Source organism: Picosynechococcus sp. PCC 8807 (assembly GCF_001693295.1).
Lineage (GTDB): Bacteria > Cyanobacteriota > Cyanobacteriia > Cyanobacteriales > MRBY01 > MRBY01.
In genome coordinates, this window is sequence record NZ_CP016483.1 from 1,767,670 (window position 1) to 1,790,975 (window position 23,306).

The 23,306-nt window shown below is 49.7% G+C and carries 29 protein-coding genes; 20 read left to right on the plus strand and 9 right to left on the minus strand.

Annotated features, from left to right (window positions below; all coding sequences use genetic code 11):
- Positions 1-37 precede the first annotated feature (37 nt).
- The 7 genes from AWQ24_RS08490 to AWQ24_RS08520 form a co-directional block, all read right to left on the minus strand.
- Positions 38-439: a pre-16S rRNA-processing nuclease YqgF gene (locus tag AWQ24_RS08490; RefSeq protein ID WP_012307285.1), complete on the minus strand. Its 402-nt coding sequence runs from the start codon at positions 437-439 to the stop codon at positions 38-40.
- A gap of 14 nt (positions 440-453) precedes the next feature.
- Positions 454-1,824 (minus strand): DUF3084 domain-containing protein, encoded by a 1,371-nt coding sequence (locus tag AWQ24_RS08495; protein ID WP_012307286.1) that lies wholly within the window; start codon positions 1,822-1,824, stop codon positions 454-456.
- Positions 1,825-1,876: 52 nt separating this feature from the next.
- Positions 1,877-2,608: a global nitrogen regulator NtcA gene (gene ntcA / locus AWQ24_RS08500; protein ID WP_232308876.1), complete on the minus strand. Its 732-nt coding sequence runs from the start codon at positions 2,606-2,608 to the stop codon at positions 1,877-1,879.
- A gap of 164 nt (positions 2,609-2,772) precedes the next feature.
- Positions 2,773-4,113 carry a transposase gene (locus AWQ24_RS08505; protein WP_065716545.1) on the minus strand — a complete coding sequence of 447 codons (1,341 nt, stop codon included), beginning with the start codon at positions 4,111-4,113 and terminating at the stop codon, positions 2,773-2,775.
- Between the two features lie 294 nt (positions 4,114-4,407).
- On the minus strand, positions 4,408-4,683 hold the full coding sequence (locus AWQ24_RS08510; RefSeq protein ID WP_065715691.1) for a hypothetical protein: 276 nt from the start codon (positions 4,681-4,683) through the stop codon (positions 4,408-4,410).
- The gene (locus AWQ24_RS08515; RefSeq protein ID WP_065716546.1) at positions 4,673-4,912 is read right to left on the minus strand and encodes a hypothetical protein; all 240 of its coding nucleotides are present in this window, start codon (positions 4,910-4,912) and stop codon (positions 4,673-4,675) included. The genes AWQ24_RS08510 and AWQ24_RS08515 overlap by 11 nt, the downstream gene beginning before the upstream one ends.
- A 117-nt stretch (positions 4,913-5,029) precedes the next feature.
- Positions 5,030-5,935 carry a hypothetical protein gene (locus AWQ24_RS08520; RefSeq protein WP_065716547.1) on the minus strand — a complete coding sequence of 302 codons (906 nt, stop codon included), beginning with the start codon at positions 5,933-5,935 and terminating at the stop codon, positions 5,030-5,032.
- A gap of 139 nt (positions 5,936-6,074) precedes the next feature.
- On the opposite strand from AWQ24_RS08520, the gene AWQ24_RS08525 reads away from it, so the two are divergent.
- The 4 genes from AWQ24_RS08525 to AWQ24_RS08540 all read left to right on the plus strand — a co-directional run bounded on the left by AWQ24_RS08525 (position 6,075) and on the right by AWQ24_RS08540 (position 7,432).
- On the plus strand, positions 6,075-6,320 hold the full coding sequence (locus AWQ24_RS08525; protein ID WP_065716548.1) for a helix-turn-helix domain-containing protein: 246 nt from the start codon (positions 6,075-6,077) through the stop codon (positions 6,318-6,320).
- Positions 6,321-6,425: 105 nt separating this feature from the next.
- Entirely contained in the window at positions 6,426-6,860 is a 435-nt protein-coding gene (locus tag AWQ24_RS08530) for a hypothetical protein (protein ID WP_065715694.1), read from the plus strand.
- 16 nt (positions 6,861-6,876) lie between these two features.
- The gene (locus AWQ24_RS08535) at positions 6,877-7,131 is read left to right on the plus strand and encodes a hypothetical protein (protein ID WP_065716549.1); all 255 of its coding nucleotides are present in this window, start codon (positions 6,877-6,879) and stop codon (positions 7,129-7,131) included.
- A 52-nt stretch (positions 7,132-7,183) separates the two neighbouring features.
- The gene (locus AWQ24_RS08540) at positions 7,184-7,432 is read left to right on the plus strand and encodes a hypothetical protein (protein ID WP_065716550.1); all 249 of its coding nucleotides are present in this window, start codon (positions 7,184-7,186) and stop codon (positions 7,430-7,432) included.
- On the opposite strand, the gene AWQ24_RS08545 is transcribed toward AWQ24_RS08540, so the two are convergent.
- Entirely contained in the window at positions 7,429-8,019 is a 591-nt protein-coding gene (locus AWQ24_RS08545; RefSeq protein ID WP_065716551.1) for a site-specific integrase, read from the minus strand. The genes AWQ24_RS08540 and AWQ24_RS08545 overlap by 4 nt on opposite strands.
- A gap of 214 nt (positions 8,020-8,233) precedes the next feature.
- Here AWQ24_RS08545 and AWQ24_RS08550 point away from each other — a divergent pair, with 214 nt between their 5' ends.
- The 13 genes from AWQ24_RS08550 (at position 8,234) to AWQ24_RS08610 (ending at position 17,180) form a co-directional block, all read left to right on the plus strand.
- A complete protein-coding gene (locus tag AWQ24_RS08550; protein WP_065716552.1) occupies positions 8,234-8,602 on the plus strand; it encodes a hypothetical protein in 369 nt (122 codons plus the stop codon).
- An 88-nt stretch (positions 8,603-8,690) separates the two neighbouring features.
- The gene (locus tag AWQ24_RS08555; protein ID WP_065716553.1) at positions 8,691-10,499 is read left to right on the plus strand and encodes a hypothetical protein; all 1,809 of its coding nucleotides are present in this window, start codon (positions 8,691-8,693) and stop codon (positions 10,497-10,499) included.
- 2 nt (positions 10,500-10,501) lie between these two features.
- The gene (locus AWQ24_RS08560) at positions 10,502-11,299 is read left to right on the plus strand and encodes a hypothetical protein (protein ID WP_065716554.1); all 798 of its coding nucleotides are present in this window, start codon (positions 10,502-10,504) and stop codon (positions 11,297-11,299) included.
- A gap of 117 nt (positions 11,300-11,416) precedes the next feature.
- On the plus strand, positions 11,417-11,770 hold the full coding sequence (locus AWQ24_RS08565) for a hypothetical protein (protein WP_157096841.1): 354 nt from the start codon (positions 11,417-11,419) through the stop codon (positions 11,768-11,770).
- A 63-nt stretch (positions 11,771-11,833) separates the two neighbouring features.
- Complete coding sequence (locus AWQ24_RS08570; protein WP_065715700.1) at positions 11,834-12,193, plus strand: hypothetical protein; 360 nt, start codon at positions 11,834-11,836, stop codon at positions 12,191-12,193.
- Entirely contained in the window at positions 12,193-12,558 is a 366-nt protein-coding gene (locus AWQ24_RS08575) for a hypothetical protein (RefSeq protein ID WP_157096842.1), read from the plus strand. The genes AWQ24_RS08570 and AWQ24_RS08575 overlap by 1 nt, the downstream gene beginning before the upstream one ends.
- A 3-nt stretch (positions 12,559-12,561) precedes the next feature.
- Positions 12,562-12,840, plus strand: coding sequence for a hypothetical protein (locus AWQ24_RS08580; protein ID WP_065716557.1), 279 nt, complete (start codon positions 12,562-12,564; stop codon positions 12,838-12,840).
- A 2-nt stretch (positions 12,841-12,842) separates the two neighbouring features.
- The gene (locus tag AWQ24_RS16440; RefSeq protein WP_198161441.1) at positions 12,843-13,658 is read left to right on the plus strand and encodes a hypothetical protein; all 816 of its coding nucleotides are present in this window, start codon (positions 12,843-12,845) and stop codon (positions 13,656-13,658) included.
- 17 nt (positions 13,659-13,675) lie between these two features.
- Positions 13,676-14,386 carry a lysozyme gene (locus tag AWQ24_RS08590; protein ID WP_065716559.1) on the plus strand — a complete coding sequence of 237 codons (711 nt, stop codon included), beginning with the start codon at positions 13,676-13,678 and terminating at the stop codon, positions 14,384-14,386.
- Positions 14,376-14,594 (plus strand): hypothetical protein, encoded by a 219-nt coding sequence (locus AWQ24_RS08595; RefSeq protein ID WP_065716560.1) that lies wholly within the window; start codon positions 14,376-14,378, stop codon positions 14,592-14,594. The genes AWQ24_RS08590 and AWQ24_RS08595 overlap by 11 nt, the downstream gene beginning before the upstream one ends.
- 204 nt (positions 14,595-14,798) lie before the next feature.
- Positions 14,799-15,575: an enoyl-ACP reductase FabI gene (gene fabI, locus AWQ24_RS08600; protein ID WP_012307288.1), complete on the plus strand. Its 777-nt coding sequence runs from the start codon at positions 14,799-14,801 to the stop codon at positions 15,573-15,575.
- Between the two features lie 76 nt (positions 15,576-15,651).
- The gene (rsmH, locus tag AWQ24_RS08605) at positions 15,652-16,524 is read left to right on the plus strand and encodes a 16S rRNA (cytosine(1402)-N(4))-methyltransferase RsmH (protein WP_065716561.1); all 873 of its coding nucleotides are present in this window, start codon (positions 15,652-15,654) and stop codon (positions 16,522-16,524) included.
- 74 nt (positions 16,525-16,598) lie between these two features.
- A complete protein-coding gene (locus AWQ24_RS08610) occupies positions 16,599-17,180 on the plus strand; it encodes a Uma2 family endonuclease (RefSeq protein WP_030006946.1) in 582 nt (193 codons plus the stop codon).
- Here the strand turns inward: AWQ24_RS08610 and AWQ24_RS08615 are convergent, their stop codons facing one another.
- The gene (locus AWQ24_RS08615) at positions 17,181-17,774 is read right to left on the minus strand and encodes a Uma2 family endonuclease (protein WP_065716562.1); all 594 of its coding nucleotides are present in this window, start codon (positions 17,772-17,774) and stop codon (positions 17,181-17,183) included.
- 131 nt (positions 17,775-17,905) lie between these two features.
- On the opposite strand from AWQ24_RS08615, the gene AWQ24_RS08620 reads away from it, so the two are divergent.
- The 3 genes from AWQ24_RS08620 to acnB all read left to right on the plus strand — a co-directional run bounded on the left by AWQ24_RS08620 (position 17,906) and on the right by acnB (position 23,284).
- The gene (locus AWQ24_RS08620; protein ID WP_065716563.1) at positions 17,906-19,030 is read left to right on the plus strand and encodes a class I SAM-dependent RNA methyltransferase; all 1,125 of its coding nucleotides are present in this window, start codon (positions 17,906-17,908) and stop codon (positions 19,028-19,030) included.
- A 65-nt stretch (positions 19,031-19,095) separates the two neighbouring features.
- Complete coding sequence (locus tag AWQ24_RS08625) at positions 19,096-20,547, plus strand: serine/threonine-protein kinase (RefSeq protein WP_065716564.1); 1,452 nt, start codon at positions 19,096-19,098, stop codon at positions 20,545-20,547.
- A 121-nt stretch (positions 20,548-20,668) separates the two neighbouring features.
- A complete protein-coding gene (acnB, locus tag AWQ24_RS08630; RefSeq protein WP_065716565.1) occupies positions 20,669-23,284 on the plus strand; it encodes a bifunctional aconitate hydratase 2/2-methylisocitrate dehydratase in 2,616 nt (871 codons plus the stop codon).
- Positions 23,285-23,306: the final 22 nt, after the last annotated feature.

The window sequence follows — 23,306 nt, forward strand, 5'->3', positions numbered from 1 at the left end:
CGAGATGGGTCGGATTCTGGCCCATCTTTTTTGCTGTTTAGGTTGGGTTGAGATAGCGTTCGACCAATAAAATCGCCACAATATCGTCAATGGGTCGGGGAGGTAAGCGCATTCCCTGGGGAAGCAATCTCTGGAACAAATTGGGCGGATACATCTGCCAATAGCGATCGCGGGCTTCGAGGGTGCTATTGCGTTCATTGACAAAGGCGATCGCCATGTCTGGGGGCAAAACAGCGGTAAGCTTTTGATGCCATTCTTTAGCCGTCGTTTGATTGCCCATGACCACCAGGGAAACACCATACCTTTGGCACCATTCCTTGGCGATGTTGGGCGCTTGATCCGCTGCAATGACGCCATGGTTCAACAATTGCCCTTGGTCATCCAGCGCCGCAAGGCCACATTTGTCACGGCCTGGGTCAAACCCAAGATAAACGCTCATGTACTCTTCTTGTCCTATTGTCTGATGACGATTCTACCGTTACTGAGGCCCACTAATTCTAAGCGGAGGGGGCCAGCCGTAAAACCATTTTCGATGGCGATCGCCCGAATTTCTGTCACGGGTTCTGGTGAGTTGTTGAGGGCTTCGACAAAATTGATAATGTGACCGACATTGCCATCTTTAACTTGAATATCTCCGAGAACCCCGGCTCGCCGCGCCCGGAATTGCGCTGCCCCCAACAGAAAATCCACTGGACGCCGGGCCGCAGTAGGATTTTGTACACTCAGCTCCTCTAGGGACAAAGTGGCAATCACTTCCCCGGCGCGAAAAACCTGCTCATTTAAAGTCACATCCGCAAACACTTGGACGGAACCTTCCCCCTGGAGGTAGTTCCCCGCCGCCAGGAGGCGCACCACGTAGTCCCGACCATCGGCAATTTGCCCTAGGAGTTGTTGCACTTGGGCATTGGTAATTTGCACCACCCGCGCCTCAAAGTCAGGATTAACGCCTCCGGTGGCAATGATCGCGTTGCGATTCGCTTCCCGGAGCAGCTGATCAACGGCTTGGCTGGCTGCTTTGGGATCAATAATCCGCACCACCCCAAAGGCTAAAACTTGCCCTGTGGTGAGGGCGACATTCCCACTCCGGAAATTGATGTAGTTGGCTTCGAGGATATCAATTTGCTGTTCTAGGGAGCCAATCTGATTTTCTAGGCCCGTGAGCACTTGATCTTTTTGGGCGATCGCCTGGTCGAGTTGGGCAATGCGACCATCGCGCTGGTTGATCTCGGCTTGGAGCTCACTTTGTTGGGCTTCTAGGGCTTCGATCTGCTGGGAGCGTTCCTCAATAATGGTGTTTTGTTGATTGAGCTGGGCGCGGAGGGTTTCACTTTGGGCTTGGAGGCGATCGCGCTGTTGCCGCAAGGTCGTTTGCTCTGTGGTGAGCGCATTAATATCAGCCTGAAGTTCGCTGGCTTGTTCCCGAAAACCCGCCAGTTGAGTTTGGGCCGTTTCAAATTTTGCTTCAATCTCCTGTAAATCTTGTTCTGCTTCTAGGCGATCATCCCTCGCGGCCTGTAACTCTTTTTCAATCTTTTCCTTTTCCGCCGTCACATCCATCAACTCTTGCCGCCGCTGGGCGAGGATTTCATCCAACTGAAAAACCCCCTGGCGCAAGGACTTGCTCAAGCCAAACAATAACCCCAAGGTGCTAGCTGCGATCACTGTTCCCGTCATTACCGTGACGACCACCGCCGTCTGTTTTGGCCGCAGATTAAATAATGTAAGCCGCGCTTTGCCGACCTTACTACCAAGGCGATCGCCCAGTGCCGCCAGGATGCCCCCCAAGATTAAAACTGAAAAGATTAGTACAAAAGCACTGGTCATTTAACAAAAAGGTGACATCCAAACACACAAGTATGACTTCTCTACTTTAGCGTTAAGCGAACTGTTGACTCAGGTTTACGGGGTCATGGACGGTAATTTTTTTCTTATAAATCGAAATCATGTCCTGTTCCCGGAGTTCTCCCAGGAGGCGCGTTACTGTCACCCGTGTCGAACCAATTGCTTCGGCGATCGCCTGGTGGGACAGTTTGAGATCAATGCGAATCCCCTCATCGGTCGGCACCCCAAAATCTCGACAGAGAATTAACAAGAAACTCACCAGACGTGAGCCCATATCCCGGTGGGCCAAGGTTTCAATCATCATCTCCGTTTGTAAAATCCGTGACGACAGCCCTTTTAGCATTAACATCGCTAATTCTGGGTGTTCATTAAGCGCCTTTTGCACCTGCTCAATGGGAGCCGATAGCAGTTCCACAGGGGTAAAAGCCACCGCATGGTAAAAGCGATCCGACTTTTGTCCCGTGAGTAGCGATAAAACTCCAAAGACACTATTCTCCCGGAGTAGGGCCACCGTAATTTCTTCCCCCGCTTCGTAGACCCGAGACAAACGGACAGCTCCTTTCAGAAGGAAATAAACCCGTTCCGCTGGGTCCCCCGGAAAAAAGATCGTCTTGCCCCGGTCATAGTTCTCCACAACAGGTGGGAAGGGGCCACTGTGAAACTGACGAAACGCTGTCGCAAGGTCTGTAATTTGAGTCGCAGGTAGTTCAGGCACTGGATTGGCAGAAGAGAAAGGAGGTTGGTTGAAATCAGGGTTGTACATCATAGATTCTGTTGGGCAACAGTTCCCCACCGTGATGGGTGAAATATCAGCGCTCAGTGTGCAGAGACCATGAGCATTCCCCTTAAACTAAATCTTACCCTGTAATAGATTTTTGTTTCTCATAAACAAACGCCCTGGCTTTTAGGAGTTAACCAGGGCGTTTTTATCTACTCAGAATCCTTATTTACGGCGATCCATGTCTGCTCTAACCTCACCTTTAGGAATTCACAGCGATCGCATATCTCATCCTTAAGGCGATCGCCACATTGGGAACAGTGACCCGTGGGGGTGGCGTGGTAGCTGGCTAAATCGACATATTCCCCATTAACGACATATCCCACCAAGGCTTTAAACAGTAACCGGGAAGCATAGGCGGCGGTTTTTGTTCTGAGTAGCCTGATCGGTGTACCAGCTCGCTTGGGGTGATTCATCCATAGATAAATCAGTTGGGCGATCGCATTTGCGTTCCGTTGTTTCTCGATGGATACGCGGGTGAAAATCCACATCCACATGGCAGTACGGCACAGGTCAGACCCCCCTACGATTTGGCGGTTGTCTTTCTGCCCTGAGCTTTCTCGACTAGGGGCAAGGCCAAGGGATTTCTCAAAGCGACGGCGGGATATTTCTCGTTTGGTCTGTTTCTTGGAATAGCGGCCTTTCTTGTGGATGATGATCGGTTTGAGGTCATCATTCAAAAAGCCTTCAATGGGGAAAATCTGAGTCAGCAGGATATTCTGTAGGCGATCGCCCATGCCGAAAACTTCAAAAACGGCGAGGTAGGGAGCAAAGCGCGGACCGGCCTTGATCAGGTTAATTTCCTTCTCTATCTGGATTTCTTCAGCAATCAGATCACACAGGCGGGCGGCATGGCGGCGGGTGTTGTCGTTCAGGCCTAGGCCGCAAGTTTTAGCAAGCATGGCATCTTTCGCCTTGGATTTCTTGCGACCCGCTAACCATTGCAACCACAACGGCACAGATCGCCCCCAACGCTTGCATAAATCCTTCTCGGATATCTCCGGGAATTGCCATGCTAAGTCCTGCTTTAGCCTGCAAATAATCGGGGATTGTACCCGGTTTAAATGGGCAAGCCTTAGAACATATTCCCTGAGCTTGACGATCACTGGATCTCTCACTTGTAAAAACCACTCTGACTCGTTTAGATGTGTCCATCCGTAATGGGCAAGGGCAAAGCTATCAAATTCATCATCTTTATCGGGAAAGCGCAAAAATTCCCGGTGCTGCTTTAGGTTGTGGTGAGCCACTAGCCTCACTTCAACGCCATTGCGGGCTAAGTGAGTGCCCCAAAGCTTGCTGTAATTTGTGCCTGTGGGCTCCAAAATGGCGATGTCTGCTCCATAGGCCAATATCTCCTTAATCCCCTGAGCATTGGCGGTAAATTGGCGGTATTGTACGCCATCTAAAGCATATTCTCTGGGATTGTCTGGGAGATGATCCAATAGGCAGCACGTAGCGGTATTGCGCCCGATATCAATTCCTAAAATTTTCATGGTGCTCAGAAAAGGTGCATTGTTCCAAAAAACCAAGGGATAAGCCGACGTATCACCCTATAGCCCACACAACTGGGAGCCAAATACCCTGTCACAGCAAAAAACGGTAAAAATACCGCCCCTGGTTTACCCCGATACCTTGGGAACCTGAGCCTAGGTAAGATTGAAGGCCCAAAAGAGCCTGTTACTCTGGCAAGGCCCGATAATTCCCTGTTTATCGGAGGTGAAAAGCTTTGGACACTTCCCACGACCGGGATAAGTTACCCGGTTTCGATTGGTAGTGAGTCAATCTCATCAGGTGGGGGTTGAACTGCGTTTCTTGATGTGGGGGCGATCGCCTTTTTGGTGGCGGGCCATCTCAAGCCGCTTAAATTCAGCAAAAATCATCTTGGCCCATAGGTTTGGGATTTCCTTGGAATGACCGCTGGATAGGAAAATCACGTATTGCCCGCTGGCTTTACTACGGGTGATTTCTTCTATCAGGGCAAGGTTTAACCAGCGAGCTGGAATGCGATCGCGTTCAATGGCGGGCAAGAATAGCGGGTAGACCGATGGGATTTTAGTGAACATGATGATCCTCACGGTTCCCCAAGCCGGGATAGGACAGGTCAATTTGCGCGCCATCATCCATCAAGCAGGCGATCGCCGCTTCTTTAGCCTGTTGATAGGCCAATACTGGATCATCCGGCGGTAACTCGAAAACCATTTCAAACTGAATCGGCAGATCCATCTCATGCAAGACAGAGTTAAATCTGATGGTGGCTTTGGTGAGCATGGCTTGACGTTGTAATTTACTCATTTATCTTGAGGGGAAACGATAAAAGTGTGGATAATTTCGTTGCGGAAAGCGGCAAAACCCCGATTTTTTACGCTCATTTTTTCTGCGAGTTCTGCAAATATCTCCCAAGCCTCAGAATCATCGGGATTGATCCATGGGGGGTGAGGCGGGGCATCCCCTAGGGAATAACGGTTGAGTAAAGCTTGGATCAATTCCGGCCTCAATAGTGCCAGTAGAATCGTCCTGTCTCTCATCTCGGATTTTCTCAGCGGTTTGAGCATGGTTCGGGAAAATGTTAGGGAGCAAGTTAGGGAGATTTCCGGCGAACGAAAACCCACCAAAACCTTTAGAACGCTTACTAGGCTTAGGTTCGGGTTCTTCTAGGGGTTCTGTTGGCTCGTCACCTAAGTCTTTTTGAAGCAAAATTTCCAGATATTTCTTAGGCTTCATGCCGTATCTAGCGGCCTTTTCGGTGAGGAGATCCCATTGTTCTCTAGGGAGTTCGATGCGTTTAGAGGGTGCTTTTCCCTGGTAATCGGGGTCAACATCGTTTAACCGACAGGCGATCGCCTCAATGTTTTTCGCAGTGCGATCCTTCTCTGGGATGAACCGACAAACTCGACTCCAGACGTTCTCTAGGTCAAAGTCGATCAGCTTTACCAACGGCCTGCATTGAGATTCAGTAGCAGGGAGTTCAGTAAAGCCCATGCCAATGAGCCTGATCGCAACTCCAGCGGCATCAATAATCCGATTCACTTGCCAGATCGAGCGGCCTAGCCACTTTTCACAGAAGGCCGTGAATGATTGGCTAATTTTTGCGTAAACGCGCTTGGTTCGGATCTGATGGGCGATAATCCCAGCTTTGATATAGCCGTAGGATTGCTTACGGAATTCAGTTACAAAATCCATGGCGGAATAGTCACCATTGAGATCCTGCCATTCGTCTGACTCTTCTTTGAGCCATTGGCATTCGTCCCAAAAGTCCCTTAGCCATTGGGGGGCATATTCGAGATCCGCCCCTTGTATCAGGTCTACAAAAGTCATAGTTATTCAGTGATAGATACTTGAGACAGTCCCCTATCTCTTTCGCACGGTGAGGGGGAATGTCCTTTGCTATTGGTTCCAAGATATTGGAAAGACCCAATAAAGTCAATCCAAGATGTTGGAATCACTGATATGATTTATGAAAAACCCAAAACATAGAGAGGGAAAAGCCTTGAATGCTGTGATTTCAAAATCTGGTTACAACATCAAGGAATTTTGCAAAGCAGCGGGGATTAGTGTTTCTGCTCTTTACTCGTACAAATCGGACGGGGTAGACATTCCATCAGAAAAGCTGATCTCCATGGCTCGTATCCTGCAAGTTTCTTTGAAGGAGGTCTTAACCCTGTTCGGGAAAGACGTAACAGGAGTCCCTGACGATCAATAAAAAATAGCCACCTCATAACTTGGGGTGGCTTTGTGATCGCAACAGTGAGTTTGTATATCCCTTGCCCTAATAACTTAGCCAATTGGCACAGTGGAGGCCAAAAATATGACGTACGGATACGAAAATGAGGACTGCTACAAATACATTTACCTTGCCGCAAAGGGAGAAGATCCCCCTATCCCCATTGGAGAGGATAAGAGACTTCTCAGTGATGCCGTTGCTTGGGTCAAAAAGATGGTATCCAGACAGATGACCATCAAAGAATTTAACGCCGCTGATATCTCCGAATGGCAAATTGAAACCCGCCAAGGAGAAATTCAATACACGGAGCCGAATTTTGCGGATCCTGTTTCCCATCAAGGGGAATATCTTGCTTTATTGTTCCTGGCAGATCCTGAGCCTTACGCAATTTCTCCACCTAAAATCGAAAATTCCCTTGTCCCTTATCGATTTTGGGCGTTCTTAGCCCATGACTCTTTTGAAAATATGCTCAGTTGGGATGATGACATTGGGGAAGTAATCGAATTTCCCTTGGATTAGTTAGGGAGCGGAAATTATGACAGAGCCATTATTTGACATTCTCGGATATGAACCGCCCATTGTGGTGAAAGAAGATGGGCATGATGGTAAAGAGATTGATGATCCGGATTATATGTTTCCCGGTAGCCGCCCCAAGCCAAAAGGCGATCGCCAAAAAATCAAAGGCAGGTATATCGAGGAGAAGAAAATCAAAGGCCGCGTTTACCTGTATGAACGATGGCGGGAAAACGGAAAACTCAAATCAAAATATTTAGGGAGCAAACCAAACTGAACGATGATAGGGGGTATGAAAAATGCTCCCTAACTTTTCCCTTTGAAATTCTATGGCGACAACAGAAAACGAAAAAATCATCAAGGCACTTCTCAAACTGCGAAAGCAAATATCAGAGCTTGAAGCAGAATCAAAGACCTTGGGTGACAATGAAGCTCAAATCATGGAGGACATTACCTACATCGTTGATAAGCTCATCAGTGTTCACAAAAAAGTTGAGGAGAATGACTCTACACAAGGCTGTCTCCTCGTCTGGGTGTTTTGCCTATCGATTGCAGTGGCGATCGCCTTTTTCGTTTAACTCAATGAAGCCAAGGCCCGCCGCCGCGCTTGCGGGTCACTCTCAATGTATTTATCCAGCATTTCATAGCTACCATGCCCGGTCAGTTCCTTGATCACCCGCCGATCAACCCCATTGCGGGATAAGTCAGTGATGAACGATCGCCGGGTGCTGTGGGTGCTGATTTTCTTGTGACTCAGGCCCGCCAAGGTCACCGCCCGCCGCAAGAACTTATCACAGCTTCTCAGGGTGACATGATGAAGCAAGTCTGAGGGAGAAGGGAACAACCATCCGACCGTTGGCGGAATGTAAGCAGATAAGGTTCGATGTAATTCCGGATGGATCTCAATTTCACGGGCGATCGCCTCTTTCCCGCCGCCTCGTTTCCGGGTTTCCTTTCTGAATACGATGGTTTCCCGCAAATATCGCCGTGTTGGGTCACTCCAGATATCAGTCACTTTCAGTTGGGCGATCGCCCCCCATCGCTCCCCTGTGTAGCGGGCAATGTCCCACATCAGTCGATGACTCTCCAAAGTTAAAAAAGATCGGATTTTCGCCGCTTCTTTTCTGCTGATATAAGCCGCTTTTCCTTGGGTAGACTTTTCCATTTTTCTGGGTTCTCGTTTAAGGATGAAATGGGGGATTAACCGGAACTTTCTCGCATAAAAACAATAGGTAATCGAGCCACAATTAAAGGATAACAAGCATTGCAGCGATTTTACTTAGGTTCTGGAAATAGGTATTAGTAGAACTTTCAAAGCCAATTTATAACCGCTAAATTGGTGCTTAATAAAGTCCTACCCCATCCCACAAAAAAATACAATGGCTACTTTCAATCTCGTTTCTATTCCCGCCGCCACTTTCGATGATGTTTCCCGGCAACTGACCATCGATTGCACCAATGCCGCCTATACCGACAAAATCCCAGCGGTTCCCACCAATGAAGAACAGATCGAAGTGGGATTCATTTTGGCGATCGAAGCCACCGCCGCCGGAAAACGGACGGATCTCGATGCACCGGTCAGCAACGCGGATGCCCTCGACATTGACAGCCCGAATTACCAGTTTGTCAGCCGGGAAAATGCAGACGCCACGGTAACGGAAACTCAGTTGGAATACATCCCAAATATCCGCCTGTGGATGAAGGCTGATGTGGTGAACGCCACCAACGCGGTAAACGATAACGACTAAGCCTCATCAAAAGGCGATCGCCAAATTCATGCCATCAAAAAAGGCGATCGCCCTTTAGCCAAGTTCAATTAATACCGGGGTCGGTTGTATGTCCTGCGAAAATTTAGTCACTACCGCCGCTTTCCAATCAGAAATCAAGAAGCTAAAAGCAGAAATAGCCAGTTTAAAAAAAGGCCCAACGATTGACCCTGCGATTTTAACGGTTGCCATTGGCTCTTATTTTGCTGGGGGCGGTGAAATTCCGTCTCTGGGGAAGCTGATCAACAGTGAGGTGACGAAGCAAACCAAGCCAATTGTGAAGAATTTCTCTTACGAGATTGGGCGTTGGGGAGAGCAAATCTATGACACCCAAAGTGACGTTAGAAAAATTAAAGTTACTACTCAGCAGAACTCTAAGGCCATCAGAGCCGCACAAAATCAAATCAAGAGAACCAATGGACTACTAGGAAAACTCCAAGGGAACATCAGAAGATTTGGCGATAATTTATTAAGGCGATCCAAGCTTCTCAACTCCTTAAAAGGCAGGATTGATGATTTATTACGGAAGCTGGCCCCATTCCTGAGACATATCGCCCCATTCCTGAGAATCCTAGACTTTTTCCTCACCGGATACAGCATTTACCAATTGGTACAGCTCACCCGCCGCATGAGCAACGCCGAACGCGCAATTTTAGCAGCCCAGGCCGGGTTAAGTTACGCCACAGGCCGCGCCCTGTTTGCCCTGACCCGCATTAACCAAGTAGAGGCCATGAACAATCGCAACGCCGCCAGCATCAAAGCGCTGATCCGTTCAGAGCATCGACAGACGCGAGGCTCAATCAATGGGAACGTAAACAGTCAACACGCCGTTACCCGGGCGGCCATTGGTAATAATTCAGGAGTTACGGCACTTAATGGACAGGTGAGGTCATTAAATAGCCAATTAGGGCAATTTAGAGCAGAGTTTCGCACCTTTAACAATGGCCTAAACTCTCGGCTTCAAACCTATGTCACCGGGCCATTATCCCGGCAAATTGGCCGCTTACAAAGCCTGATCGGGTCAGTAAATACCCGTGTAGTAACAGACATCAGGCGATATGTTACCGATCCAGTTATTGATTGGAACAACAGAAATTTATTACCCAAGCTAAACGGCATTCAGAGCAGATTAGATCAGACCTACAACAAACTGGTAGACCGATTTAATAAGCTCTGGGATTACATGAAAATGGATCGGATTCTGCGGGTGATTACCACCGCCGCGACGATCCATAATGCCGCCATGTTGTCCCGCAATTTGGCCGCCAGCTTGCTCGATACCATTGGGGAAACTCTGGGGATTATTGGCCTAAAAGACCCGGACGGGCAGCCCTACAACCTAAACGCAATCCTAGGGCGATCTGCTCAGGATCTAATCGTGGGAATGATTGGGCAACAAGCTTTTAATAACCTGTCTGAAGATTGGCGCAATTGGAACCGGATCATTAGCGCGGGTGCTGGGGTGGTGATGAGTCTGCGTAATATCCAATGGGCGATCGCCGAGGGAGTCGAAAACCTCAATACTTGGGTGGCCCGCATTGGGAACGGCCTAGAGGACGATGGGGTAGTGACGGATAGGAAATGGCCTTGGATGCGGGAAAACGTGGGGATTACTCGCATTACCGGGCTAGACAAACTCACTAACACACTAGAGAGCGCCGAGGAAATTACAGAAAACATTTACGCCACGGTCGCCAGCGGGCAAGAGATCGCCGAGTCTGTCACCCAATTAAGGCAGGCAAAAGCCAGCTTTGACCAGACCCTACAGACCGATGAAACCACCCAAACCACTGAGCAGCAAACCAAGGAAACCGAAAGCGAAAGCCCTACCCCTAGCGTTGATGACTTAGCAGAATTTGAACCGGAGCCGGAGGAATAACGATGGCTGTATCAGATGAATGGAGTTTTACCCGGTCATTCCTGCGGAGGACTCACAATAGGGAGGTAAATGAATATTTCAGGGATATCGATCCGGATTTTATTGGCGATAACACCACGGGCCGGAATGCCACCAAGCGGGCCTGTTTGATTCTCCCCAATGAATCCCAAAACCGCGCCCTACTCAAAATTCTCACTTTTCGGTATGTCGTCCAGCAGGTACATCTAAAGCCCGCCGTGTTCGGCCTCCCTGTGACTGCCTTCCAGGAGCAGGTGCGATATCTGCCCCAAATCATCATCCATTACCGGGAAAGGGCCGACATTGCCCGCGCCAATAACCGCTATCCCCTGCGGGCGAGATATGCCGTGCGCTATCGGGGCGATGTCACCAGCGCGGCAGATTTGGCCCTACTCGAAAACCGCATTTTTCAAATCTTCGACACCCCGACCCACTACTTTGACAAAGGCCGTTTTAAGTTCAGCTACCGAGATCCAGAAAAAGGTTATTCCCTGGTAGTGGCGGCGGCGGGTGAGGCCGATGCCAAGGACGTGATTAATAAGCTGCTGGATCTAAACTTTGATACGCCCGATTGGGATAACCTCACCAAGTCTGAGTACACCGAACCATTACCACTGCTCGAAGGGACGGTGCGCGTAGGAGGTGAGCTGCACCGTATCCCGAAAAAGCGACCATCGGGGCGGGTTTATTTCCAGACAGCAGAGTTATCGGTCTGGGGAATGCCGAAAAACAAGATTCTTTATACCAATGGTTCCCCCCGGCAAAATGCCACATTTTTCTAGGGCGTTTGGGTGGGTTCTGGAATTTAGCGGCGAGAGGCGAACCCTTAAGGTTTGCCAGTCGCCTACAACAGATTTTTTTAACCCCACTATGGGGGCGTAGTTTTTTGATTTTGTTTTATGGCAAGCCTTGAGAAGAAATGGCACGTCGTCCAGTTGGATGGTGAGAACGCTAAGATTTGGCTCCCTGACGTTTATGACGGCATCGGTTCAGCGGTTGGGATTACTGAAATCACGCCGGAACAGGCGGCAGACATTACAAACACCATGGGCGTTTCTGATGGGCTGAAAGATGGTCAGCTTGTGCGTCTGCGTTTGACGGTGCGGGATGCGACTACGGGTCGGTCTAAATCGGCGCGGGTTTTGTGCTCGGTCACTGAGGTAAGAACCGCGATCAGTCGGCTCCCTGGTTTGACCTACCGGGGTAATGAGGTGCGGTCTGCGGGTGTTCCCCGTCGTCGCCGCTTGGGGTAGAGGTCAACTCTTGATCGTCTAGGGATTGTTTCGGGATTTATCTTTTATAGGAGTTTTGTTCTAATGGCACGTTTTGTAAAACATAAAATTACGGTTTCTGGGGTTGTAGAACTTGAGCCGTATGACTTCTTTTTCCTTGCCCCTGAAGGCAGTTACACCGGGCTAACCACTGAAACGGGTGTTGATGCGACTTTGGCTGATGCTGAGGTGAATATGCCTACCTGCAAGGTTGAAGAACTGGTGAAATCTGGCAAGGTCAAGCGTAAGTATCTGCGGGTGAGAACCACTGGGGGCCGGACGCGGTACATCAAGATTCTGCACTCTGACCAAAAAGATACATTTGACGCTGACATCATTGGCAAAACGGTACAGGGCCGAGTTGTTGAGGCCGTTGTCACCCGTCAGTCTGCCTCCTTTGCGTAGTGCTTAGACTTCCGGCGACTGAGGGGAATTTTCAGGTGATCGGGGTGGTGAACAGCCCCCCGGATCAATTTGGCTATGAGGCCCAAATTCCCCTGAGTTTTGCGGCGGATCTAATTATTGCGTCGGTGATTAATCAGCAGGAAAAGCCCTGGGTTCGGGGTGGTCGGGTGTTCCAAGCCTGGGATCGGGGCGATATTTTCGTTTTTTCCCGGAATAACTGGATTAACCTCGATACCCCCACCTTGATCGAAGTAGAACCCGTGGCCCAAAGCTTGATTAGGTACGAGCCGCCGGGATGGTTAGGGCCATATACCCTCGTGGTCGAGGCCCGCCCCTACCTGAACCCGTTCACTTATTACGGTTAGATCATGGATTTTGGCATATTGATTACGGTGGCGATCGCCTCTGGTTCGACGGTGGCGGCTCTGTTTCAGCAGATAGGGGCAATGGAGCGGCGGTTAGACCAAAGGCTAGACAAAATCGAATTGGCGATCGCCTCCCAAATGCCGGGATTAGAAGGCCGGATCGTGCGCCTCGAAAACAATCAGAACCAAGAAGCCCGGTCAGCACGGGCGATCCTTTCCCAGTTGGAAAAATTGGTTGCTGCTGTTGCAAAACCTGTTCCGGTCAGCTTTGAGGAGTCATAGCCATGGGTCAAGTGGTGGTCTGGGGCAATGGCGATACAGTGACGGGGCGGTTTAAGGTTCCCGCCAATAAGACCGCTATTAATGCCAGTGCTAACCCACAATCTGGGGGCGTTCGCGTTGATTGGGGTGGTGGTGATGTTGATATTTTAGAGGGAGAAACTTGGACTTTATCAGCAAATAGATCAACTCAGTGGTTCGTTCTGCGAAAGGATCTAATTGTGGGGCCACAAATTCGCTATGGCTGGTGGCGAGTGGGTAACTCTGGAGCAATGTTTTCGGCCGTTCAGAACGCAAAAAATCCCTGCAACACTCCCCCGGTTTGTGGAGATCCAGCTATACCCACTCGTCCAACAGGGATAAACGCAAATTCTGGCGGCAAGCCATTTGTTTTTAGCCTTTTTGGGCCACAAACTCGCACCTATTGCGGACAATGCTCAATCATTACCCACGGATACCAAACCTATTACGATGGGCAGCCGGTAGAATATGCCTCGCCCGGACAATATCGGACAATTTCCGTTTCTGTGTCGCGACACAGTAGCGCGGATTGCACTTGGACAGTGGAAACTGATACGGGGGATGCTAGTAGCAGAACACAAACTGATGCCCCTAACATTTCTTCTGAAAACTCCCCTTGCAAAATAAGAATTAATTATTCAGATCAAAGCGATCAGGAAATCATTTTAAGTAACTGTGCTGATTGGGCGCGCCTTGAAGATGACAGCCAATGTCCACCGGGGTCTTGTCCCTGTGATCATCGGGATTATCGATGCTGCATTGGCAGTAATGGCCAAGTAATTAAAAAAATTAGATTGTGAATAGGAGTTAAATTATCATGTTTCCAACGACAGCAACAAAGCTTACTGAGCTAAATTCTGGGCAGATTTCTGCATTACAAAAAAGCCTTTTTCTAGCGGGCTATCATTTGACAGTTGACGGCATTTTAGGCCCGGAAACAAAGCAGATATTTGCTCAATTTAAGAAAGACCAAAAGTTAACCCGACCATCTGAGATGGGGCCAACAACTTTAGACGCTCTGGTAGAGGCGATCGCCAAAAATCTCAGAACACCAACAGACTCGACAAAATCACCCGCCAAAGTAGATCTATCGCTGATCAGAAAATGGGAAGGGTTGCGATTAGTTGCTTATCTTTGTTCCGCCGCAAAATGGACAATCGGTTACGGTTGCACTTATATGCTTGATGGTAGGAAGGTGAGGAAAGGCGATCGCCTTAATTCCAAGGCAGAAGCAGAGCAGCTATTAATTCAGGTTTTTAACCGTGATTTTCTGCCTGAGCTACAGGCTATCCCCCATTGGAATGAGATGAGCGGTGGTCAGCAAGCGGCCCTGGCTTCTTTCGCTTGGAATCTTGGGGCGGCCTTCTATGGGAACAGTAATTTTAATTCCATCACGCGGGCATTGCGGGCTAAAGATTGGGCGGGCGTTCCCCGTGCATTGAGGCTATATAATCGGGCGGCGGGCAAGATTAACCAAGGGCTGATCAATCGCAGAGAAGATGAGGTGAGAAGCTGGAATGCCCGATAAATTGCTAGAGCTTGCCCATGGTGACGGGAAAATCAATCTCTATGATTGGATTTATTTCTTACAGGCGATCGCCCCTGTAGCAATCAGTGGTGTGTGTATCTGGGCATTGATATGGGGTGATGTTTCGCGGGAAGTAGCCAGCGATATTAAATTCCTATTGGGCGGGTCTACCATTGCCACCACACAGGTATTGAAGCGGAAATCATAACTCAACGTATAGGGGATACTCTGGTATAGTATTTTGTACTTTTTGCTTCAAAATAATTATGGATTTCTGGGTTAGTTCCCAGGCATTTTGCAGAATTTTCCCTGATTTGCCCTAAAGTAGCCGTTTGCATCGAAGTCACCAGAGCGCGAAGATAATATACGCTGGCTTCTTGGCTTTAATTTTTTATACTTTTTGAGAACCCATATGCTTGATTTAACCGGAAAAAATGCCCTAGTCACTGGGATTGCAAATAATAAGTCCATTGCCTGGGGGATCGCCCAACAATTACATGCCGCCGGGGCGAATATTGGGGTTACCTATCTCCCCGATGATAAGGGACGGTTTGAGAAAAAAGTAGGTGAGCTTGTGGCGCCCCTCAACCCTTCTCTTTTCCTCCCCTGTAATGTGCAGGATGATGCCCAGGTGGATCAAGTGTTTGAGTCTGTCAAAAAAGAGTGGGGCAAGTTAGATATTTTGATCCATTGCCTTGCCTTTGCGAACCGCGAAGATTTGACGGGTGATTTTAGTGATACTTCACGGGATGGGTTTAATACGGCCCTTGACATTAGTGCCTATTCTTTAACGCGTCTGGCCCGGGGGGCTAAAACCGTGATGACCGAAGGGGGCGCCATTGTGACCCTGACTTATTTGGGTGGGGTGAAAGTCATCCCTAATTACAATGTGATGGGTGTGGCAAAATCGGCCCTCGAAATGAGTGTGCGTTACTTGGCGGCGGATCTTGGCCCCAGTAATATTCGTGTGAATGCCATTTCGGCTGGCCCGATCCGGACTTTGGCTTCCTCGGCGGTGGGTGGCATTCTCGATATGATTCACCATGTGGAAGCAACGGCTCCTCTGCGTCGGACTGTAACCCAAAAGGAAGTGGGTAATGCGGCGGCGTTCCTCTGTAGTGATCTTTCGAGTGGGGTCACGGGTCAAGTGCTCTATGTGGATTCTGGCTACGAAATTATGGGGATGTAATGTCCTGGTTTAGTGGCGATCACCCTTGGGTTCCCCCTCAGTGATAGGGGGATTTTGTTTTTTATTGGATGGATTCATGGCGGCAGAGTTTAAGCATATTTCGGTATTGAGAGAGGAGTTGGTAGCGGGCTTGGGAGTAAAACCAGGGGGTCATTACCTCGATGTAACTCTGGGGGGAGGTGGCCATACAGAATTGATTTTGCAGCAATATCCCGATGTGCGGGTGACGGGGGTAGACCGAGATAGCCAGGCGATCGCCGCGGCGTCGGAACGATTAAAATCCTTTGGCGATCGCTTCCGGGCGGTGCGGTCAAATTTTGGCGAGTTTAATCCCCAGGGAGAAAAATTTGATGGGATTATTGCCGATCTTGGGGTGAGTTCGGTGCAATTTGATCAAGGCGATCGCGGCTTTAGTTTTCGTTTTGATGCCCCCTTGGATATGCGCATGGATCAGCAACAGACATTAACAGCAGCGGATATTGTCAACACCTATGAGGAAAAGGCGTTGGCGAATTTATTCTATGAGTATGGTGATGAACGCTTATCACGACAAATTGCGAAAAAAATAGTTATGAAACGCCCGATTCAGACAACTAAAGAATTAGAAGAAATTGTGTTTTATACCTATCATCCCAAGGCCAGAAAAGCGAAAATTCATCCGGCAACAAGGGTCTTTCAAGCATTACGTATTGCCGTCAATGGTGAACTCGATGCGCTGCAATATCTATTAATCAATGCCCCCCAATGGCTTAAACCCCAAGGCCGATTAGGGATTATTAGTTTCCATAGTTTAGAAGATCGTCTCGTCAAAAATGCCTTCCGGCAGCGTGACATTTGGCGGGTTCTAACAAAAAAGCCGATGGTTGCCAGTGAAACGGAAATCAACCAAAATCCCCGGGCACGATCCGCAAAATTACGCTTTGCCGAGTTGAAAGAAACAACAGAATAGGCGATCGCCTTTTTCTGAAACAGACAAGCTAAGCTGGATGCAGACACAATTTTCTGGCGATGGGGTCTAGCGTAATGAATTTCACCCTCAGTCTTCCCGATACATGCAGGCTCAGTGGCGAACAATTTTTTGAGTTGTGCCAAAACAATCCGGACTGCCGCTTTGAACTCAGTACCCAAGGAGAATTGATTATCATGCCACCGACGGGCGGAGAAACTGGACGACGCAATATTAAGCTATCTGCCCGCCTGGAAATATGGAGTACTACAAATCAACAAGGCGTTGCGTTTGATTCTTCCACTTGCTTTAAGTTGCCCAATGGTGCCCACCGTTCTCCAGATGCGGCCTGGGTAAGCCGTCACCGTTGGGATGCCCTCACCGCTACCGAAAAAGCGAAGTTTCCGCCCCTCTGTCCAGATTTTGTTGTGGAAATTCGTTCCCCTAGCGATCGCCTCCAAACGCTCCAAGAAAAAATGCAGGAATATCAAGACAATGGCGCAAAATTAGGCTGGCTGATTGATCCGACCACGGAGCGGGTAGAAATTTATCGAGAAAACCAAGCCCCAGAAATTTTAGAGCAACCAAATTGTCTTTCTGGAGAACAAGTTTTATTAGGCTTTGAGCTGGATTTAAACCCCATTTGGCATCTGGATTAATTATTTTTGGGGATATTGGGCCGTAAAGGTCTGGATTGCTTCTAATCGCGACGGCATTAACACACATTGCGCTAACAGTTCAAAGTCAAGATCTGGCAGCAATTTACTTTTGGGTAAAGCTTGGTAGGTAGTTTCTTCGAGGACATAAATTGAAAATTTTTCCGCTTGCCACAGCCAAACTTCCTGAATGCCGAGGCGTTGGTATTTTTCGAGTTTCTGGGGACTACCGCTGGTGACATTGACTTCAATGGCGAGATCGGGATGTTCTTTTTGTTCACCGAGATAATAGGATTCGTCTGGTTCAAAGGAAACGGATTTTTCTCGCGAGACACGGGTGGCACTCCCGACAGGATGAAATTCGATCCCTTGATTGAACAAATATAGTTCTACGAGAAAGCCGATAATGGTTTTGATGGATTCGTGGTATTCCCCCAGGGTCATCAGTTCAATTACTCCGTCTAGGTAGGTGATCCGCAGGCTGGAAGCTTGACCGATCGCCGTTTGGATCGCCTGGAATTCTTCCCAACTGTAGCGGCCAGGGAGGGTTAAGCTTTGGGTTTCGGTGAGGACGGGGCGGCTCGTGGCAACGGTCATAAAATCGTCCCTCGTGCTGGGTGATGGTATGTTCTATCCTACCGAATTCGGATTAGGAAAAAGGCGATCGCCCCATCCCTTACACTGGGGGATAATCTTTCCGGCAAACAATTTCAGGCGATAGATATAGAATGCAAACCTATTTTGCAACGGTAGCCCAGGGCATTGAGGAGCTTGCGGCCCAGGAACTGACAAACCTCGGTGCCCAGGCGGTGAAAACAGAATATTGCGGGGTCTCTTTTCAAGGCGATCGCCAATTGTTATACAAGGTTAATCTCTGGTCACGGTTAGCGTTTCGGGTGCTGGTACAAATTAAAAAAGTTAAAGCATTCACCGCCAAGGAACTCTATCGGGGCGTGCAAAGCATTGACTGGTCTGAATACCTCGCGCCCAACAAAACCATTGCCGTCACCTGTACCGGTAAAAATAAAAATCTCAATCACAGCCATTTCACCGCCCTCCAAGTAAAAAATGCGATCATCGATCAACAGCGGGATCAATTTGGCGATCGCTCCAGTGTCAATGTCGAAGATCCTGATGTACTGATCAATGCCCACATTCGGGACAATCGCTGTACCCTCAGCCTCGATAGCTCCGGCCATAGTTTGCACCGTCGGGGTTACCGACCCGCCATGGGGAAAGCGCCCCTCAAGGAAAATTTTGCCGCTGGTCTCCTGGATCTCGCCGAATGGACGCCTGATCTGCCCCTCGTGGATCCCCTCTGTGGCTCCGGCACCTTTGTCATTGAAGCCGCCCTAAAAAGTTTGAATTTTGCCCCCGGCCTTTTCCAGGGGGATTTTGGCTTCCAGCATTGGCAAGATTTTGATGCCGAGCTTTGGCAAACCCTCCTCAACGAGGCCGAATATGCCACCAAAGACCAACTGCAACAGCCAATCATTGGCCAAGACCGCGATCAAGAAGTGATTCAACAAGCTTGGACGAATGCGGAAAATTGTGGCGTTGCCGACCATATCCAACTGGCTTGTCGGGAACTGGAACAAGTAGAAGCCCCTGCTGACCGTGGCGTGATTATCTGCAATCCGCCCTATGGCCATCGTCTCGGTGCCGATGAAGATTTGGGGCTGCTTTATAAACGCATTGGCGATATTTTCAAACAGCGGTTTAAGGGCTGGACGGGCTACATTCTCACGGGCAATGCAGAACTGGCGAAACGAGTCGGACTGCGGGCGTCGCGACGCTTTGTGGTCTATAACGGTGGCTTGGAATGTCGCCTGCTGAAATACGAACTCTACTAAAGGGTTCTCTGTTAGGATGGGGGGCAAATTGACGCTCTTTTTTCACCTCATTTTTAAACCTTGGCATGGAGATCCTCTGCACTCGTCCCGGATGTCACCATCCCCAAAATCATTTTAGTGATCTCGATGATCCAACCCACCTAAAAACAGCCCAGCAGAAATATTGCACCAGTTGCGGGATGCATTTAATTTTGGGTGGCCGCTACCTTCCCCAAAAACTTCTTGGTCAGGGGGGCTTTGGGACGGCTTTTTTGGCGCGCGATCGCTATACGCCGACCATGCGCCTGTGCGTGGTGAAACAGTTTCAGCCCATGGGGAATTTAGATGATCAGCAGTTGGCCATGGCCCAGGAATTGTTTGAGCGGGAGGCCCATGTTTTAGAACGAATCGGCAACCGTCACCCCCAAATTCCGGATTTGTTTGCCTTTTTCCCGTTGATCGTGCCCCAACCCCAGGGTCAGGGAACGGCCCAGTATTTTTATCTCGTGCAAGAGTACATCGAGGGGAAAGATCTAGAACAGGAATTAGCGGCACGGGGCAAGTTACCAGAGACGGAAGTTAAAGAAATTTTCGTGTCGATGTTGAAGGTTTTGGCCTTTGTCCACGACCAGGGCACGATCCACCGGGATATTAAACCGTCGAATATTATGCGCCATGTGGACGGAGAACTTTATCTGCTCGACTTCGGGGCAGTAAAGGAAGTCACGGCAGGGGCAGGGGCGGCCAGTGCGTCCCAACGTTCGACGGGGATTTATTCACCGGGCTATGCACCACCGGAACAGATGCGGGGGGCGCAGGTTTATCCAGCGACGGATCTCTATGCGTTGGCAGTGACCTGTATTGTGTTGCTCACGGGGGAAACGCCGGAAACATTGTTTGATGGATATCAGAATAAATGGCAGTGGCGCAAATTTATCCAAAAAATTGAACCGCGCTTTGGGGCACTTTTGGATTTGATGTTGGAACCCACCCCAGGCGATCGCCCAAAATCTGCCCAGGTCGCCCTCAAACTTTTAGACTTGCCTAACCAGCAACAAGGCTCCGCTCAACCTGCCACCGCCGCCACAAGGGTACAGCCCCCAGCCCCGGCAAAATCCCCTAAACAACAAAAACAGCCACCCCTTGCGCCACCTAAAAAAACGCCACCTCCTGCGAAAGCCTCGACTGGGAACCAGGCCGCCACTGGTTCTGTGGTGCCACTCCTGATTGGGGTAGGGTTTACGGGCTTTCAGGGAGTATTATTAATGCTCCTTGTGGGGACTTTCCTGGCGGGCAATGTGGGCATGGGCGTTTGGGGGGCGGCCATGGGGTTAATCATTTTGGCGATCGCCCGACGCATCCTCGAACTGAAGGAAATGGTGATCCTCGGTGTCATTACCCTGGGGGCAGCTTTTTTCCTGGTGCAAACTATGGAATTTACCACCCTGGCAATGATTGCTGTTTTAGTTGGGGCGGGCTTGGTGGCGGCGATCGCCTTGTTTACCCTGATTTACCGTTTGCTCCAAAAAATTCTTTAAACAGCCCAGCTTTGCCTTACTTCTATGGACAATCCAAGACTGAGATTGTTCACCCATAGCGCCATTACAGCGGGCATTACAATAGAGTATCTAAAACGTTAGATAACCGATAGATCTCCCTATGCTAGAAGCCTACCGCAAACACGCCGCCGAACGCGCCCAATTGGGAATTCCCCCTTTACCGCTAACCGCAGAACAAACCTCTGAACTCTGCGATCGCCTCAAAAATCCCCCCGAAGCAGAACAAGCAGAACAAGCAGAACTGCTGAGTTTATTGCGCGATCGCGTGCCTCCCGGTGTTGATGAAGCCGCCTATGTGAAAGCCGGATTCCTCACAGGCATTGCCAAAAAAGAAATTACCTGTCCCCTGATCAGCCCCCAAGGCGCGGTCGAACTCCTCGGCACAATGGTCGGTGGCTATAACGTCCAATCCCTCGTCGAACTCCTCAAATCCCCCGACAGCAATATTGCCAGTGCCGCCGCCACTGCCCTGAGTAAAACCCTGTTGGTTTTTGATGCCTTTAACGATGTCCTCGAACTCTCTGATACCAACCCCTACGCCAAACAAGTAATTGATGCCTGGGCAGAAGCCGCTTGGTTTATTGGCAAGCCCAAAGTTCCCGAGGCGATCGCCGTTACTGTCTTTAAGGTTCCCGGCGAAACCAACACCGATGACCTTTCTCCCGCGCCCCACGCCACGACCCGCCCCGACATTCCCCTCCATGCCCTCGCAATGTTGGAATCAAAAATGCCAGAGGGGTTAGAAACCATTGCCGAACTGAAACAAAAAGGTCATCCCGTTGCCTATGTCGGTGATGTGGTCGGTACCGGTTCCTCCCGGAAATCAGCGATCAACTCTGTACTATGGCACCTCGGTCACGACATTCCCTTTGTCCCCAACAAAAAAGCAGGGGGTTATATCCTCGGTGGTAAAATTGCCCCGATTTTCTTCAATACCGCTGAAGACTCCGGTGCACTGCCCATTGAGTGTGATGTCAGCAAGCTCAAAACAGGCGATGTGATCACCATTCATCCCTACGCAGGCAAAATTACCAACGAAGCGGGTGAAACAATCTCGACTTTTGAACTGAAGCCTGAAACGATCCTCGACGAAGTGCGGGCTGGTGGTCGAATTCCTTTGCTGATCGGTCGGGCACTCACCGACAAAACCCGTGAAGCCCTCGGACTAGAACCGACGACGGTGTTTGTGCGTCCCTCCCTGCCAGAAGATACCCACAAAGGGTTTACCTTGGCACAAAAAATGGTGGGTAAAGCGTGCGGTTTAGAAGGGGTTCGTCCTGGGACATCCTGCGAGCCGATCATGACCACCGTGGGTTCCCAAGACACCACTGGCCCGATGACTCGCGATGAGCTAAAAGAGCTGGCTTGTCTCGGTTTCAATGCGGACTTGACCCTACAAACTTTCTGTCACACTGCCGCCTATCCGAAGCCAGTTGATGTCGTTACCCACAAGCAACTGCCCGACTTCTTTGCGACCCGTGGCGGTGTTGCCCTCAAACCCGGTGATGGCATTATCCACTCTTGGTTGAACCGGATGTTATTACCCGATACCGTGGGGACTGGTGGTGACTCCCATACCCGTTTTCCCTTGGGGATTTCTTTCCCGGCGGGTTCTGGTTTGGTGGCTTTTGCAGCGGCCCTCGGTGTCATGCCCCTTGATATGCCGGAATCTGTCCTCGTGAAATTTACGGGCGAATTGCAACCCGGTGTCACCCTCCGCGATATCGTGAATGCGATTCCCTGGGTGGCGATGCAACAGGGCAAACTGACCGTCGGCAAAGAGAACAAGATCAATGTTTTTAACGGTCGGATCATGGAAATGGAAGGTCTGCCGGATCTCAAGGTGGAGCAAGCCTTTGAATTGACTGATGCCACTGCCGAGCGTTCCTGTTCTGGTTCGACGATTAAACTCAGCGAAGAAACTGTGGCGGAATATCTACGGTCTAACGTTGTCCTGATGCAGAACATGATTGCCCGTGGTTATTCCGATGCCCGGACTCTGCTGCGTCGGATTGCGAAGATGGAGGAATGGCTCGCGAATCCTTCCTTGATGTCTGCTGATCCTGATGCGGAATATGCGGATGTGATCGAGGTGAACCTAAATGAGATCAAGGAACCCATCGTTGCGGCTCCGAACGATCCTGACAACGTCAAACTGATGTCTGAATGTGCCGGGGACAAGGTTGATGAGGTGTTCATCGGTTCCTGTATGACCAATATCGGTCACTATCGCGCCGCTGCGAAAATTCTTGAAGGGGCAGGTGTTGTCAAAGGTCGTCTCTGGATTTGTCCGCCCACGCGTATGGATGAAAAGCAACTCCGGGATGAAGGGGTTTACGGTGTCTTTGCGGCGGCAGGGGCACGGACAGAAATGCCTGGTTGTTCCCTCTGTATGGGGAACCAAGCTCGCGTGGAGGATAATGCAACGGTCTTTTCCACCTCCACCCGTAACTTCAATAACCGCATGGGCAAGGGGGCACAAGTTTACCTTGGTTCTGCGGAGTTGGCAGCGGTTTGTGCGCTCCTCGGTAAGATCCCCACGGTGGAAGAATATCAGGCGATCGTCTCTGAAAAGATTGATCCGTTTAAGGGTGATCTGTACCGTTACCTCAACTTCAATGAGATTGATGGCTTTGAGGATGAGGGTCGCGTGATTGCCCTTGAGGATATGCCGAAGATCGAAGACTTCCTCGGTATGCCAGTAGGGGCGAAATAGACGAATCTAATTTTATAATTGA

Coding starts and splice junctions, on each gene's coding strand:
- AWQ24_RS08505 (WP_065716545.1), bottom strand. CDS start 4,113: ATGAAAATTTTAGGAATTGATATCGGGCGCAATACCGCTACGTGCTGC.
- ntcA (WP_232308876.1), bottom strand. CDS start 2,608: ATGATGTACAACCCTGATTTCAACCAACCTCCTTTCTCTTCTGCCAAT.
- AWQ24_RS08545 (WP_065716551.1), bottom strand. CDS start 8,019: ATGGAAAAGTCTACCCAAGGAAAAGCGGCTTATATCAGCAGAAAAGAA.
- AWQ24_RS08520 (WP_065716547.1), bottom strand. CDS start 5,935: ATGACTTTTGTAGACCTGATACAAGGGGCGGATCTCGAATATGCCCCC.
- AWQ24_RS08565 (WP_157096841.1), top strand. CDS start 11,417: ATGGCAAGCCTTGAGAAGAAATGGCACGTCGTCCAGTTGGATGGTGAG.
- AWQ24_RS08580 (WP_065716557.1), top strand. CDS start 12,562: ATGGATTTTGGCATATTGATTACGGTGGCGATCGCCTCTGGTTCGACG.
- AWQ24_RS08540 (WP_065716550.1), top strand. CDS start 7,184: ATGGCGACAACAGAAAACGAAAAAATCATCAAGGCACTTCTCAAACTG.
- AWQ24_RS08510 (WP_065715691.1), bottom strand. CDS start 4,683: ATGTTCACTAAAATCCCATCGGTCTACCCGCTATTCTTGCCCGCCATT.
- AWQ24_RS08590 (WP_065716559.1), top strand. CDS start 13,676: ATGTTTCCAACGACAGCAACAAAGCTTACTGAGCTAAATTCTGGGCAG.
- AWQ24_RS08560 (WP_065716554.1), top strand. CDS start 10,502: ATGGCTGTATCAGATGAATGGAGTTTTACCCGGTCATTCCTGCGGAGG.
- AWQ24_RS08625 (WP_065716564.1), top strand. CDS start 19,096: ATGGAGATCCTCTGCACTCGTCCCGGATGTCACCATCCCCAAAATCAT.
- rsmH (WP_065716561.1), top strand. CDS start 15,652: ATGGCGGCAGAGTTTAAGCATATTTCGGTATTGAGAGAGGAGTTGGTA.
- AWQ24_RS08515 (WP_065716546.1), bottom strand. CDS start 4,912: ATGAGTAAATTACAACGTCAAGCCATGCTCACCAAAGCCACCATCAGA.
- AWQ24_RS16440 (WP_198161441.1), top strand. CDS start 12,843: ATGGGTCAAGTGGTGGTCTGGGGCAATGGCGATACAGTGACGGGGCGG.
- AWQ24_RS08570 (WP_065715700.1), top strand. CDS start 11,834: ATGGCACGTTTTGTAAAACATAAAATTACGGTTTCTGGGGTTGTAGAA.
- AWQ24_RS08495 (WP_012307286.1), bottom strand. CDS start 1,824: ATGACCAGTGCTTTTGTACTAATCTTTTCAGTTTTAATCTTGGGGGGC.
- AWQ24_RS08610 (WP_030006946.1), top strand. CDS start 16,599: ATGAATTTCACCCTCAGTCTTCCCGATACATGCAGGCTCAGTGGCGAA.
- AWQ24_RS08530 (WP_065715694.1), top strand. CDS start 6,426: ATGACGTACGGATACGAAAATGAGGACTGCTACAAATACATTTACCTT.
- AWQ24_RS08620 (WP_065716563.1), top strand. CDS start 17,906: ATGCAAACCTATTTTGCAACGGTAGCCCAGGGCATTGAGGAGCTTGCG.
- AWQ24_RS08615 (WP_065716562.1), bottom strand. CDS start 17,774: ATGACCGTTGCCACGAGCCGCCCCGTCCTCACCGAAACCCAAAGCTTA.
- AWQ24_RS08525 (WP_065716548.1), top strand. CDS start 6,075: ATGAAAAACCCAAAACATAGAGAGGGAAAAGCCTTGAATGCTGTGATT.
- fabI (WP_012307288.1), top strand. CDS start 14,799: ATGCTTGATTTAACCGGAAAAAATGCCCTAGTCACTGGGATTGCAAAT.
- AWQ24_RS08550 (WP_065716552.1), top strand. CDS start 8,234: ATGGCTACTTTCAATCTCGTTTCTATTCCCGCCGCCACTTTCGATGAT.
- AWQ24_RS08535 (WP_065716549.1), top strand. CDS start 6,877: ATGACAGAGCCATTATTTGACATTCTCGGATATGAACCGCCCATTGTG.
- AWQ24_RS08595 (WP_065716560.1), top strand. CDS start 14,376: ATGCCCGATAAATTGCTAGAGCTTGCCCATGGTGACGGGAAAATCAAT.
- AWQ24_RS08490 (WP_012307285.1), bottom strand. CDS start 439: ATGAGCGTTTATCTTGGGTTTGACCCAGGCCGTGACAAATGTGGCCTT.
- AWQ24_RS08555 (WP_065716553.1), top strand. CDS start 8,691: ATGTCCTGCGAAAATTTAGTCACTACCGCCGCTTTCCAATCAGAAATC.
- acnB (WP_065716565.1), top strand. CDS start 20,669: ATGCTAGAAGCCTACCGCAAACACGCCGCCGAACGCGCCCAATTGGGA.